Source organism: Pseudomonas fluorescens (genome assembly GCF_902497745.1).
GTDB lineage: Bacteria > Pseudomonadota > Gammaproteobacteria > Pseudomonadales > Pseudomonadaceae > Aquipseudomonas > Aquipseudomonas fluorescens_BM.
Genome location: NZ_CABVHJ010000003.1, coordinates 334,893 through 347,431, shown reverse-complemented (window position 1 = coordinate 347,431; position 12,539 = coordinate 334,893). Strand labels below are relative to the sequence as shown.

General features: G+C 60.4%; 13 protein-coding genes. 5 read left to right on the top strand and 8 right to left on the bottom strand.

Annotated features, from left to right (window positions below; all coding sequences use genetic code 11):
* Positions 1-2 precede the first annotated feature (2 nt).
* Positions 3-935 carry a DMT family transporter gene (locus F8N44_RS06695; protein WP_150649835.1) on the top strand — a complete coding sequence of 311 codons (933 nt, stop codon included), beginning with the start codon at positions 3-5 and terminating at the stop codon, positions 933-935.
* On the opposite strand, the gene F8N44_RS06690 is transcribed toward F8N44_RS06695, so the two are convergent.
* Entirely contained in the window at positions 880-2,061 is a 1,182-nt protein-coding gene (locus F8N44_RS06690; protein WP_150649767.1) for an MFS transporter, read from the bottom strand. The two genes, F8N44_RS06695 and F8N44_RS06690, sit on opposite strands and share 56 nt — an antisense overlap.
* A 104-nt stretch (positions 2,062-2,165) precedes the next feature.
* On the opposite strand from F8N44_RS06690, the gene ptrR reads away from it, so the two are divergent.
* Positions 2,166-3,059, top strand: a complete 894-nt coding sequence (gene ptrR / locus F8N44_RS06685; protein ID WP_150649766.1) for a putrescine utilization regulator PtrR — start codon at positions 2,166-2,168, stop codon at positions 3,057-3,059.
* Positions 3,060-3,201: 142 nt separating this feature from the next.
* Entirely contained in the window at positions 3,202-3,330 is a 129-nt protein-coding gene (locus tag F8N44_RS32030; RefSeq protein WP_263597100.1) for a PA1414 family protein, read from the top strand.
* 104 nt (positions 3,331-3,434) lie between these two features.
* On the opposite strand, the gene F8N44_RS06680 is transcribed toward F8N44_RS32030, so the two are convergent.
* The 6 genes from F8N44_RS06680 to speB form a co-directional block, all read right to left on the bottom strand.
* On the bottom strand, positions 3,435-3,683 hold the full coding sequence (locus F8N44_RS06680) for a phosphopantetheine-containing protein (protein WP_034153223.1): 249 nt from the start codon (positions 3,681-3,683) through the stop codon (positions 3,435-3,437).
* A gap of 43 nt (positions 3,684-3,726) precedes the next feature.
* Positions 3,727-4,452 (bottom strand): MBL fold metallo-hydrolase, encoded by a 726-nt coding sequence (locus tag F8N44_RS06675; RefSeq protein ID WP_150649765.1) that lies wholly within the window; start codon positions 4,450-4,452, stop codon positions 3,727-3,729.
* Positions 4,453-4,538: 86 nt separating this feature from the next.
* Positions 4,539-5,918, bottom strand: coding sequence for a sodium:solute symporter (locus F8N44_RS06670; RefSeq protein ID WP_150649764.1), 1,380 nt, complete (start codon positions 5,916-5,918; stop codon positions 4,539-4,541).
* A 163-nt stretch (positions 5,919-6,081) separates the two neighbouring features.
* The gene (locus F8N44_RS06665) at positions 6,082-7,584 is read right to left on the bottom strand and encodes a purine-cytosine permease family protein (RefSeq protein WP_150649763.1); all 1,503 of its coding nucleotides are present in this window, start codon (positions 7,582-7,584) and stop codon (positions 6,082-6,084) included.
* Between the two features lie 56 nt (positions 7,585-7,640).
* Entirely contained in the window at positions 7,641-8,063 is a 423-nt protein-coding gene (locus F8N44_RS06660) for a YybH family protein (RefSeq protein ID WP_150649762.1), read from the bottom strand.
* A 10-nt stretch (positions 8,064-8,073) separates the two neighbouring features.
* A complete protein-coding gene (gene speB / locus F8N44_RS06655) occupies positions 8,074-9,024 on the bottom strand; it encodes an agmatinase (protein ID WP_003222717.1) in 951 nt (316 codons plus the stop codon).
* 507 nt (positions 9,025-9,531) lie between these two features.
* Between speB and F8N44_RS06650 the strand changes: the two genes are divergently transcribed.
* Positions 9,532-10,425: a LysR family transcriptional regulator gene (locus F8N44_RS06650; RefSeq protein ID WP_150649761.1), complete on the top strand. Its 894-nt coding sequence runs from the start codon at positions 9,532-9,534 to the stop codon at positions 10,423-10,425.
* Positions 10,426-10,430: 5 nt separating this feature from the next.
* Complete coding sequence (locus tag F8N44_RS06645) at positions 10,431-11,027, top strand: tRNA-uridine aminocarboxypropyltransferase (RefSeq protein WP_150649760.1); 597 nt, start codon at positions 10,431-10,433, stop codon at positions 11,025-11,027.
* 149 nt (positions 11,028-11,176) lie between these two features.
* On the opposite strand, the gene F8N44_RS06640 is transcribed toward F8N44_RS06645, so the two are convergent.
* Positions 11,177-12,538, bottom strand: coding sequence for an HlyD family type I secretion periplasmic adaptor subunit (locus F8N44_RS06640; RefSeq protein ID WP_150649759.1), 1,362 nt, complete (start codon positions 12,536-12,538; stop codon positions 11,177-11,179).
* Between the last annotated feature and the right edge of the window lies 1 nt (position 12,539).

The following is a 12,539-nucleotide window of genomic DNA, read 5'->3' as shown; positions in this document are numbered from 1 at the left end:
CGGTGAGTGTTGAGCGGCGTAATGCCGACAGTTTTGCCCTGCAAGTGATGATCGGCCTCTGCCTGATCTGGGGCGTACAGCAGGTGATGATCAAGTGGGCGGCGCCGGACATTGCCCCGGTGATGCAAGCAGCCGCGCGCTCGGGGATTTCCGCGCTGCTGGTCGGCTTGCTGATCTGCTGGAAGGGCGGCTGGGATCAGGTCGGCAACACCTGGCGCGGCGGCTTGCTGGCCGGTGCGCTGTTTGGTCTGGAGTTCTTCTTCATCGCCGAAGGCTTGCAACTGACCACCGCAGCACACATGTCGGTGTTCCTCTACACCGCGCCGATTTTCACTGCGCTGGGCGTGCATTTCCTGTTGGCCAGTGAGCGACTGCGACCGCTGCAATGGCTGGGCATTCTGCTCGCGTTTATCGGCATCGCGATTGCCTTCGCTGGCGGTGTGTCGTGGGACAATCTCGACCGGCGCATGCTGCTCGGTGATGCCTTTGGCGTGTTGGCCGGCGCCTGTTGGGGCGCGACCACCGTGGTGGTGCGCGCCTCACGTCTGTCGGAAGCACCGGTGACGTTGACTCTGTTCTATCAGTTGATCGTCGGCTTCCTCGGCCTGCTGCTGATTGCGCTGTTCAGCGGCCAGATCACCCACGTCAGCCTGACTCCCGTAGCGGTGGCCAGCGTGTTGTTCCAGGGGTTGGTGGTGTCGTTCTTCAGTTACCTGATCTGGTTCTGGTTGCTGCGCCGTTATCTGGCGGCCAACCTCGCGGTGTTTTCGTTCATGACGCCACTGTTTGGCGTGACCTTCGGTGTGATTTTGCTCGGCGAACAGTTGAGTCTGAACTTCGTTATCGGCGCGGTGCTGGTGTTGCTCGGCATCACCTTTGTCAGCGCCGAGCAGTGGCTGCGTCGGCGTTTGCGCAAAGCGCTGGGCCAGCGTTAGTCGATTGCATCGCCAGACCGCCGGCAATCAGCAAGCCGCTGCCGGCGATCACCAAGGCAGGGTGCAAACTGCCGCTGAAATGGCTGCTCAACGCCGCCAGCAACGGGCCACTGAGTTGGCCGAGCGCAAAGCACGCGGTGAGCATGCCGGCATTGCGCTGGGTGGCATGAGGCGCCAGTTCCCGCGAGCGTTGCATGACCAGTTGCATACACGCCAGGAACGGTGTGCCGCAGAGGATCACGCCCAGCGTGAGGCCGAGGCCGCTGCCGAGCAGGCAGGCAAACACACCGGCCGCTTGCAGCCACAACGTTGCCATCAGCCAGTGGCGGGTGGTTTCGGGATCGTGACGGCGCAGACTCACCAGCAACACGCCAAGTGCCGCGGCCAGACCGAAACACGGCCAGAACAGATCGGCCTGCCATTGTCCGTGGAACTGCGCGTTGGCCATTTGCGATAGAAAAGTCGCCGGGATGATGTAGCCGACGCCGTACAGCGCATAAATCACCGCCAGCCGCCCAATGCCCCGATTCGGCGGACTGACCGGCGCAGCAACCGCTGTTGTCGTTGCGACGGGCATTGGTAGCAATCGCCAGACGCTCAGCAACATCAGCAACGCGGCCGCCGCATATATCAGCCATAACGTCGCGGATGTCTGATTCAGCAGATGTGAGACCAGCGCCAGTAACCCTGTCAGAAAAATCCCCAACCCCGGTCCGGCAAAGACCAGTGCGCCCAAACGCGGACGACCCGCAGCGGCAGCCAGCGGCTGACTCAGCGAAGTGATCATCACCAGCACCCACGCACTTGCCACCCCTGTGCCAAAGCGCAGCACCAGGTGCGACCAGAAACCGTCAGCCCAAAACGACGCCAAGGTCAGCAGTACACACAGCCACAAGCCGCCGTGCAGACGTCTGAGAACCTGCTGCGGGCGATGGGCGAACATCGCGTCGACCGCACCGAGCAAGTAGCCGAGGTAGTTGGCCGCAGCGATCAGACCGGCGGCCGTCAGGTCGATCTGCCCTTCGCTGAGCAGGTGTGGCATTTGTGGCGTGAGGGCGAAACGCCCGATGCCCATGGCCATCATCAGGGCAACGAAGCAGGCGGATAAGCGAATCAGGGGCGACATGGTCGGGATTCCTTCGAAGGATCAATGACCGTCAGGCTAGGACTGATTGACTTTCTTTAAAATTGAATAATAGTGAGTAACTTGTTCTGTTCTGGAGAAAGGTTGTGGAATTCAGCCAACTGCGGATCTTCCAGGCCGTGGCCGAGGAGGGCTCGATCACCCGCGCCGCCGAACGCCTGCACCGGGTGCCGTCGAACCTGTCGACGCGGCTCAAACAGCTCGAAGAGCAACTCGGTGTAGAGCTTTTCGTCCGTGAGCGTCAGCGTTTGCAGCTCTCGCCTGCGGGAAAAGTCCTGCTGGATTACACCGGCAAGTTGTTTGCGTTACGCGATCAAGCCAGCGCTGCAGTCATGGGCGGGCAACCGGCGGGGGATTTTGTCCTCGGCACCATGTACAGCACGGCGGCAATTCATCTGCCGGCCTTGCTGGCGCGCTATCACAAGCAATACCCGGCGGTGAATCTGCAAGTACAGTCGGCGCCGAGTGCCGAGCTGCTGGAGGGTTTGCTCACCGGACGACTCGATGCGGCGTTGGTGGATGGTCCGCTGGAACTGGCCGGACTTGATGGTGTGCCGTTGTGCGAAGAGCGATTGGTTATGATCACCGAACCCGATCATCCGCCAGTGCACAGCGCCCGGGACGTTGAAGGGCGGTCGGTGTTCACCTTTCGTCGCGGGTGTTCGTATCGCATGCGCCTGGAGGCGTGGTTTGCGCACTACCACGCGACCATGGGCCGGGCGATGGAGATCGAGTCGTATCAGGGCATGCTCGCCTGCGTGATTGCCGGCAGCGGCGTGGCGTTGATGTCGGAGTCTATGCTGGCCAGTCTGCCGGGGCGCGAGAGTGTCGCAGTGCACCCTTTGGCCGAATCATTCGCGGGTGCGACAACATGGCTCATGTGGCGCAAAGGCATGGTCGGCGCCAACCTCAATGCCTGGATCGAGGTGCAGCAGGCCGTCTATCCTGCGGCTCAGATCGAAACCCGGGAAACAGCTTGAACCACTGCCCGCGAATTCTGTTCAATTCAGTAACAGATCATTGCGGATTTGGCCGAGCATTGCGTAGGACTTCGGACTATTATCAGTGCGAAGCGGCCTCAGAATTCCGGCCGCTCAGCACCACCCTGAAGGGGGCATGACGATGAAAGAGAAAATTCAAAACTGGCTGCACGACTTGGGTGTTGCCCTCGGTCTGATCGAACCGCCTCTGCAACCTGTACCGATCCGCACCGATGACGAGCGGCGCCGCCGTCAACAACGGCGCCGGTAACGCCCCCGATCCGAGATCAAAGGATTCAGATCAAGAGATCGCAGCCTTCGGCAGCTCCTGCACGGATAAATGTAGGAGCTGCCGAAGGCTGCGATCTTTTGCTTTTAATGACGGCCGATCTCCAGCAAAAACCGGCTCAAGTCATTCGCCGTCTTCGCGGTCTTGAGCATGCGGTCTTCCTCGGCGGTGAACGCCGTCAGTCCGAATTCATCTTCCAGATGAAAGATCAAATCCTCGATGTCGGCTTTCTCCAGGCCCAGTTGCACCAGGCTGGTGTTGTCGTTGAATTCGCGGGTTTCCAGCAGACGCCGGATATATCGATGCACGGCGGCACGCACGGCAGCTCTTCTCATGGCAGATTTTTCTGATTGTTGTTGTGCTTGAGTGAAGCAGGCCTCAGGCGTGGCTGCGCAACCACTGGTCAATCATCGAGCGCAAATGCTCCCCGGAAAAACTGCCGAAGTGCCCGCCATGCACCGTGCGGATCGGCAGCGCCTGTAAACGTCTCAGGCTGGTGGCGTAATCCTCAAGATTGGAGTGGTAGGCGTCTTCGATCAGCGGCCCGTCGTAGATGATGTCGCCGCTGAACAGGGTTTGCGTCGCCGCCTCATACAGGCTGATCCCGCCCGGCGAATGCCCCGGCGTGTGCAGCACTTGCAGCGTACGATTGCCCAGATCGAGCACATCGCCGTCCTCGACAAATCCGGTGGCCGGCGCGGCTTTGACCCGGTATTCGGCGTAGCACAACGGGCAATCCGGGTGCGCCTCGAACATGTCATCGCCGAAGTAGGCGCGGCTCAAATCATTCTCGCCATCGGGTGCGGCCAGAATGTCAGCCTCGGCGGGATGCACCAGCCGTTCAGCAAATTCATGATGGCCGGCGATGTGGTCAAAATGGCAATGACTGGCAACCGCCACCAGCGGGCGCTCGGTAATCCACGGCAACTGTTCACGCAAGCTCACCAGACCTGAACCGCTGTCCAGCAGCAAATCTTTGTCGCGCCCCTGCACATGCCACAAGTTGCAGCGGTAAAACGGCCGAATATACGGTTCATGAATCAGCTTAATGCCGTCACTCAAACTCTGTACTTCGAACCACTGATCGCGAGAAACGATCTTCATAAATCATTTTCTCCAGACGTAAAAAAACGGGTGTGGCAACCGACGCCACACCCGTCGAAGAAAGCATCAAGTCGTTACATCAGAGCTTAGATCGCACTCGCCACCGTCGCCGGGCGAGGGGAGAGCAGGCTCACCACCACAAAACTCACCAGACCCACAGCCAGGCTGTAGTAGATCGGCGTGTTCGCATCCAGACCATCCTTAAACATGAACAGCAGCGCGGTGGCGAAACCCAGGCCCATGCTGGCGATGGCGCCGGCGGTGGTCGCGCGTTTCCAGAAAATCGCACCGATCAGCGGGACCAGCATGCCGCCCACCAACAGGTTGTAAGCGAGCGTCAGCGCACTGATCACGTCATTCACCACCAGCGCGATACCCAGCACGACAACACCGGTCAGCAGTGTGAACAGGCGGTTGATGCCCAGGCTCGACTGTTTGCCGCCACGCAGTTTCGGCAGCAGGTCTTCCGTCAGCGTGGTGGCGGCGGCGAGCAGGCCGGCGCTGGCCGTGGACATCATCGCCGCCAGTGCCGCAGCGATCACCAGACCACGGATGCCGTCCGGCAGCGACAGTTTGACGATGGCGGCGAAGGCGTTGTTGACGTTGTCCAGATCCGGGATCAGCACGTGTGCAGCCATGCCGATCAGCGCGCAGGCCAGGCCGTAGAGGATGCAGTAGATACCCGCGATGCTGCCGGCGTATTGCGCGACTTTGGCGGTCTTGACGGTGAACACCCGTTGCCAGATGTCCTGACCGATCAGGATGCCGAAGAAGTAGATCATGAAGTAGGTGATGATCGTGTCCCAGCCGATGGTGGTGAAGCTGAAGGCGGTCGCCGGCAGTTTCAGCACCAGTTCGTCCCAGCCGCCGACGCGGTACAGGCAGATCGGCAACAGAATGAACATCAGGCCCACGGTCTTGATGATGAACTGGACGATGTCGGTCAGGGTCAGCGACCACATGCCGCCGATCGCCGAGTAGATCACCACCACGCCACCGCCGACGAGTACCGAAACCCAGAATGGCAGGTCAAACAGCACTTGCAGGACGGTGCCGATGGCGAGGATCGAGGTCACACCGATCATCAGCGCGTAGGCCAGCATGATTGCTGCGCTGGCCGAGCGGGCCATCGGGTTGTAGCGTTTTTCCAGGACCTGGGTAACGGTGTAGATCTTCAGTTTCAGCAGCGGTTTGGCGAGGAACAGGTTCAGCGCAACGATGCCGCAACCCAATGCCGCGCACAGCCAGAAACCGGAGATGCCGTGCACGTAGCCCAGGCGTACGGTGCCGACGGTGGACGCACCACCGAGTACGGTGGCGGCCATGGTGCCCATGTACAGGCTTGGGCCGAGATTACGGCCGGCAACGAGGAAGTCCTCGTTGGTCTTGGCCTTGCGCATGCCGAAGTAGCCGAGCAAGAGCATGCCGGCGGCGTAGATGAGGACGACGAATAAATCCAAAGCCATGATGGCGTGTCTCCGATTGTCTTTTTTATGTTGAAACAAATTTGGTTCGGTGTAGCTGCCCTTTGTGGGAGCGAGCCTGCTCGCGAAGGCGTCAGCACATTCAACAAAGATGTGTCTGACGAATTGCTTTCGCGAGCAGGCTCGCTCCCACGGGGGATCTGCGTCAGGCGGCCTGACGCAGTTCAGTTTTTTCTACGACTTGGCTGCGGGCATCCTTCGGGCCGAACACTTCGCGCGGTTCCGGGAACAGGCTCAGCAGCGTCAGGTACACCACCGAAGCCAGCCCCAGGGTCACCGGCAAGCTGATGTCGATACCACCGGCCATTTCACCCAGCGGGCCAACGAACTGCCCCGGCAAATTGACGAAGCACAAGCCCACCGCTGCGCTCGGGATCCATGCGCCCAGACCGCGCCAGTTCCAGCCGTGGCTGAACCAGTAGCGTCCGCCCTGTTCGCCGCGAGTGAACACTTGCAGGTCATCCGGGCAGTAGAAGCCGCGACGCACCAGCAGGCCGATGATCATGATCACCATCCACGGCGTGGTGCAGGTGATGATCAGCACGGCGAAGGTCGACACGCTCTGTACCAGGTTGGCCGCAAAACGGCCGATGAAGATGAAGGCAATCGACAGCACGCCGATCAGCAGCGTCGCTTTAACCCGCGACAGCACCCGTGGAAATACGCTGGACATGTCCAGCCCGGTGCCATACAGCGAAGTGGTGCCGGTGGACATGCCGCCGATCACCGCAATCAGGCACACCGGCAGGAAGAACCAGCTCGGCGACACTGCCAGCAAACCACCGACATAGTTGTTCGCCGCGATGTAGTCCGGCGCCTTGATCGCGACGATGGTCGCGGTGCTCAGGCCGAACAGGAACGGGATGAACGTGGCGATCTGCGACAGCACCACCGCCGCCATGATCCGTTGCTTGGAGGTTTCTCGCGGGATGTAGCGCGACCAGTCACCGAGGAATGCGCCGAAGGAAATCGGGTTGCTCATGGCGACCAGTGCCGCACCGATGAACGCCGCCCAGAAGCCCGGCTGCCCGAGGCTGACGGTGCCCGCGTAATGCGCGTCGAAAGGACCGGCGAAGGCGAAGATGCCCAGCAGGAACAACAGGCTGGCGCTCCACACCGCGATCTTGTTCACCCACAGCAAAAAGCGGAAGCCGTAGATGCACACGGTCAGCACCAGAATCGCGAACAGACCGTAGGCCAGGCCCAGAGTCAGGTCGGTTTCCGGCAGACCGATCAGGCGTTTTGCGCCGCCGATCAGCGCGTCCCCCGAACTCCACACCGAGAGCGAGAAAAACGCGATGGCGGTCAACAGCGACAGGAACGAACCGACGATCCGCCCGTGTACGCCGAAGTGCGCACCGGACGACACGGCATTGTTGGTGCCGTTGAGCGGGCCGAACAAGCCCATCGGTGCGAGGATCAGCGAACCGAGCAGCACGCCCGACACAATCGCCCAGACGCCGGCCTGAAAAGACAGACCGAACAGCACCGGGAAACTGCCGAGCACGGCGGTGGCAAAGGTATTCGAACCACCGAAGATCATCCGGAACAAGTCCGTCGGGCCTGCGCTGCGTTCGTGGTCCGGGATCTGCTCGACCCCGTGGGTTTCAATCTGCGTAAGGCTTTGGTCGTTGTTGTTGTTATTCATGATCTGCTCCGATCATAAAGGCGCGCCTCATCGTGCGTGAGGCGTCACCTGTTTGGCTAAGGGGATGGCAGCCCTTCCGGCATTGCGGACAAATGTTCGTGACAGGCCAGCCAAAGGCCTTGTTGTTCTAGGCTCGACGTTTGTTTCTTGAAAACAATCGTCTCGCGCTCCTGGCTGAAGTGTTGCTCCCCTTGCATGCGCAGCTCGGTGGCCACGTCATGGATGAAAATCGCCACGTCACCTTGCAGGCTGACGAAGGCGTTGCTCGAGGTGCACGCAAGCACCTCGAAGCCATCCTCGGCGCGCCAGCTGTCCCACAAGGCCTGATAGGCATCGCGCGACAGCAGCGGCTGTTCGAGGGTGTAGAAGACGAAACTCGCATCGGCGCTGAACGCGCCGAAGTAAGCTTCGCGATCGTTACGGGCAAAGGCGTCCACCAGCGCGGCGGCTGCTTGCAGAACCTGATCACGTTCGTTCATGACCCGACCCTCAGCGATGGACCACGCCAGGCAGTACGCAGAGCATTTCGTACAGCAGGTTGGCGGCCAGCAGCGAGGTGTTGCCGGTGGTGTCATAAGCGGGCGAGACTTCTACCAGATCGCAACCGATCAGGTCGAGGCCTTGGCAGCCGCGAACGATTTCAATCGCCTGAATGGTCGTCAGACCACCGATTTCCGGGGTGCCGGTGCCAGGCGCCCAGGCCGGGTCGATGCCGTCGATGTCGAAGCTCAGATACACCGGACCGCCGCCGACTTTCTCGCGCACTTCGGCCATCAGCGGTGCCAGCGACTTGTGCCAGCACTCTTCGGCCTGAACCACGCGGAAGCCCTGATCGCGGCTCCAGTTGAAGTCGTCAGCGGTGTAACCCTGCGCGCGCAAACCAATTTGCACCACGCGGTCGCAGTCCAGCAGACCTTCTTCGACAGCGCGACGGAAGGTCGTACCGTGAGCGATTTTCTCGCCGAACATGTGATCGTTGACGTCAGCGTGGGCATCGATGTGCACCAGACCGACCTTGCCGTGCTTCTTGTGAATCGCCCGCAGGATCGGCAGGGTGATGGTGTGGTCGCCACCCAGGGTCATCGGGATCACGTTGTGCTCGAGAATGTTGTCGTAGGCTTCTTCGATGATGCGCACGGCGTCGAGCAGGTTGAAGGTGTTGATCGCCACGTCACCGATGTCGGCCACCGACAGCGAGTCGAACGGCGCAGCGCCGGTGGCCATGTTGTACGGGCGGATCATCACCGATTCGGTGCGGATGTCGCGAGGCCCGAAGCGGGTGCCGGGGCGCAGCGAAGTACCGATATCCAGTGGCACGCCAACAAAGGCAGCGTCCAGGCCGGCAGCGGTCGGTACATGGGGGAGTCGGAGCATGGTGGCGATGCCGCCGAAGCGCGGCATTTCGTTGCCGCCCAGTGGTTGGTGAAGAATCTTGTCCACGGGTAAGGCCTCATCGTCTTTGTTTTATTTATGTCGGCGCACCGTTGAGCAAGGGGTCGGGCGCCGCTGTGGGGCCGATGATGCGAAATGTAGTGAGCGGAAAGAATCGCTACGGGCAAAAACTTAGTTCAGATTTTTCTAAACTAATGGTGGTGGGCGGATTAGACTTTGCGCTCTTGGGATTCTTGCCTGGCTGAACATTGCCGCCCCTCACCCCAGCCCTCTCCCGGAGGGAGAGGGGGCCGACCGAGTTGTTGGCGGAATCTGCATCGACTTGAAAAATCGAGTCGAACTCAGGATTTGAAAGCCATGGAGATCAGCTCCCTCTCCCTCACTCCCAGAGCGAGAGGGGGCCGACCGAGTTGTTGGCGGAATCTGCATCGACCTGAAAAATCGAGTCGAGCTCAGGATTTGAAAGCCATGGAGATCAGCTCCCTCTCCCTCGGGGAGAGGGCTGGGGTGAGGGGCTTTTCCCACAGACACACAGTTGCAAAGCCCGGAGTAGACATGGCCAACGCTTTACCCGACCTGAAACTGTTGCGCATCTTCGTCAGCGTCGTCCGTCATCAGGGTTTCGCCAACGCCCAGCAGGAGTTGAATCTGTCGACGTCGGCGATCAGCACCTACATGAGCCAGCTCGAAGCCGCACTTGGCCTGGTGCTCTGCCATCGCGGGCGTGGCGGGTTCAGTCTGACCAGCAAGGGCGCGTTGTTCCATCAGGAAACCCTGCGCCTGCTCGCCGAACTCGAAGGTTTCGAGCAATACGCCGCCGCGCTCAAGGGCGAACTGCGCGGCACGCTCAACCTCGGTGTGATCGACTCCACCGTCAGCGACAAGGCCTTGCCCTTCGCCGAAGCCATCGGCGCCTACAGCCAGGAGCACCCGGCGGTGCATTTGCATCTGTCGGTAATGAGCCCGTACGAATTGCAGCTCGGCGTGCAGGACAATCGTCTCGACCTGGCCATCGGTGCGTTTTCTACGCGTATGAGCGGTCTGGTCTACATGCCGCTGTATCGCGAACAACACTGGTTGTATTGCAGCAGCCGGCATCCGTTGTTCAACGAGCGGCGGATTCCCGAGCAAGTCATCACCCAGCAACGCATGGTCGGACGCGGTTACTGGAGTCAGGCGGAACTGGCCCGGCACGGTTTCAAACACAGTGCCGCGACGGTTGAAAGTATGGAGGCGCAGCTGATTCTGGTGCTGTCCGGCGCCTATATTGGTTACCTGCCGGAGCACTACGCTCAGGCCTGGGCCGACAAGGGCGATCTGCGTGTATTACTGCCGGCGACATTCGGTTATCAGGCGCCGTTCTCGATGATCATGCGCCGGGGTCGCAGCCGTGAGCCGTTGATTCAGACTTTCCGCGATTTGCTCAAAGCTCAGCTCAATCAGGCTTAAAGAAGATGTCCAGACCTCAATGCCCGCGCTGCCTGCGCCCACAAACCCATTGCCTGTGCCCGCTGATCCCGAGCCTCGACAGCCGCACGCGGGTGCTCCTGTTGCAGCATCCGAGCGAGGTCAATCATGCGTTGAATACTGCTCGATTGGCGGCACTCGGTTTGACCAATGCCGAGCTGATTGTCGGTGAGGTATTCGAGGATTTGCCGGCGCTGTTGAACCGTCCGGGGTATCAGGCGCGGTTGTTGTTTCCGGCCGATGATGCGCAGCCGATGCAGGCTTACGGCGAGTCCGATGAACCACTGTTGCTGGTCGTTCCGGATGGCACTTGGCGCAAGGCGCGCAAGATGCTGCACCTCAATCCTCTGTTGGCGGCGTTGCCACGGGTGACGTTGGCCGAAGGTGGCGTGTCGCGCTATCGCTTGCGCAAGGCCCCGGGGCCGGGGGCGTTGTCGACGATTGAGGCTATTGTTCAGGCGTTGCAGACGCTGGAGCCGTCGGCATCATTCGAGCGGTTGCTCAAGCCGTTCGAGGCGTTGATCGAGGGGCAGATTGCGGCGATGGGGGCGGAGACTTTCCAGCGTAACCATGGCGATAGATAGTCATCGTTTGTGCCGGCCTCTTCGCGAGCAGGCTCGCTCCCACATTTGATCGGAGGTGCACACAAACTCTGTGTTCACCACAAATCCCCTTGTGGGAGCGAGCCTGCTCGCGAAGGCGCCAGATCAATCACCGCAAATCTCAACACTGACTAGCGTTCGCGCATCGCCTCGGTCCGGGCTTTAAGCACCGGTTTCAGCAAGTAATCCAGCACACTTTTCTCCCCGGTAATAATGTCCACCGTCGCCACCATCCCCGGAATAATCAGCAGCGGCTTCACATCCCCGCCCAAATGGTTTTTATCGGTGCGCACCTGAATCAGATAAAAGCTGTTGCCCTTGTCATCGGTAATCGTGTCGGCGCCGATCAGCTCAAGCTTCGCGCTCAACCCGCCGTAGATCGTGTAGTCGTAGGCACTGAACTTGACCATGGCTTTCTGGCCCGGATGCAGAAACGCGACATCCTGCGGCCGCACCTTGGCCTCGATCAGCAAGTTGTCTTCCAACGGTACGATTTCAACCATGTCGCTGCCCGGTTGAACCACGCCGCCAATGGTGTTGACCTTCAATTGCTTGATCACCCCATGCACCGGTGAGGTCACGGTGGTGCGGGTGACGCGGTCGTCGATGGCGATGCTGGTGGCAGTGATTTTCGACAGGTCGGTGCGTTTCTCGTTCAGCTCTTTGGCCGCTTCCGAGCGGAAGGTTTGCTCCGACTCGTCGATCTTGCTGCGGATCTCGGCAATCGCCGATTCAGCGCGGGGAATGGCCAGCGTCGTCGCGTTCAATGAACCTCGGATCTCTACCGCGCTGCGCTTGAGGCGGAGGATTTCCACCGGTGACACCGCACCGGCTTTAACCAGCGGTTCGGACATGTTCATTTCTTGCTGCAGCAACGCCAGACTCGAGCTGAACTGACCTTGCTTGGAGCGAAATTCGGCCAGTTCCTGAGTCTTCTGCCGCAGCTGTTCACTCAACGTGCGCTGCTCACTGGCCAGTCGGCGCTGGCGTTGTTCGTAAAGTGAACGCTCGTCTTCGGCGACTTGCGGCGCCTTGGCGATCACCTCAGCGGAGAGCTTGAACGGCCGGCCCTCGGCCTCCGCCGACAGCCGTTCGACCTGCGCAGTCAGTGCATAGCGATCAGCCTCGCTTTCCCCTTTGTTTGAACGAAAGCGTGTGTCATCCAGGCGCAGCAAGGTATCGCCTTTGTTCACCATCTGCCCTTCGCGGACGAAAATTTCGGTGACGATCCCGCCTTCAAGGTTCTGGATCACCTGGACCTTGCTCGAAGGAATCGCTTTGCCTTCGCCCATGGTCACTTCTTCGAGCACGGCGAACTTGGCCCAGACCACCGCACTGATCAGCAGCGCAGCGGCCAGCCACACGGTGATCCGCGACCAGCGCGGCGAATCCTGCAAGGAAGCGCCGGCGGTTTCCGGCATGAACTCGGCTTCGGCGCTTTTGCCGAAACTGTCGAAGTAGCCGCGCTCTTTGCTATCGGAAGAAGCAGACATG

What these genes read in the sequence shown, in the direction of transcription:
- F8N44_RS32030 (WP_263597100.1), top strand. Translation starts at nt 3,202, where the DNA reads ATGAAAGAGAAAATTCAAAACTGGCTGCACGACTTGGGTGTTGCCCTC.
- F8N44_RS06660 (WP_150649762.1), bottom strand. Translation starts at nt 8,063, where the DNA reads ATGAACGAACGTGATCAGGTTCTGCAAGCAGCCGCCGCGCTGGTGGAC.
- F8N44_RS06690 (WP_150649767.1), bottom strand. Translation starts at nt 2,061, where the DNA reads ATGTCGCCCCTGATTCGCTTATCCGCCTGCTTCGTTGCCCTGATGATG.
- F8N44_RS06675 (WP_150649765.1), bottom strand. Translation starts at nt 4,452, where the DNA reads ATGAAGATCGTTTCTCGCGATCAGTGGTTCGAAGTACAGAGTTTGAGT.
- F8N44_RS06670 (WP_150649764.1), bottom strand. Translation starts at nt 5,918, where the DNA reads ATGGCTTTGGATTTATTCGTCGTCCTCATCTACGCCGCCGGCATGCTC.
- F8N44_RS06640 (WP_150649759.1), bottom strand. Translation starts at nt 12,538, where the DNA reads ATGTCTGCTTCTTCCGATAGCAAAGAGCGCGGCTACTTCGACAGTTTC.
- F8N44_RS06645 (WP_150649760.1), top strand. Translation starts at nt 10,431, where the DNA reads ATGTCCAGACCTCAATGCCCGCGCTGCCTGCGCCCACAAACCCATTGC.
- F8N44_RS06680 (WP_034153223.1), bottom strand. Translation starts at nt 3,683, where the DNA reads ATGAGAAGAGCTGCCGTGCGTGCCGCCGTGCATCGATATATCCGGCGT.
- F8N44_RS06665 (WP_150649763.1), bottom strand. Translation starts at nt 7,584, where the DNA reads ATGAATAACAACAACAACGACCAAAGCCTTACGCAGATTGAAACCCAC.
- F8N44_RS06650 (WP_150649761.1), top strand. Translation starts at nt 9,532, where the DNA reads ATGGCCAACGCTTTACCCGACCTGAAACTGTTGCGCATCTTCGTCAGC.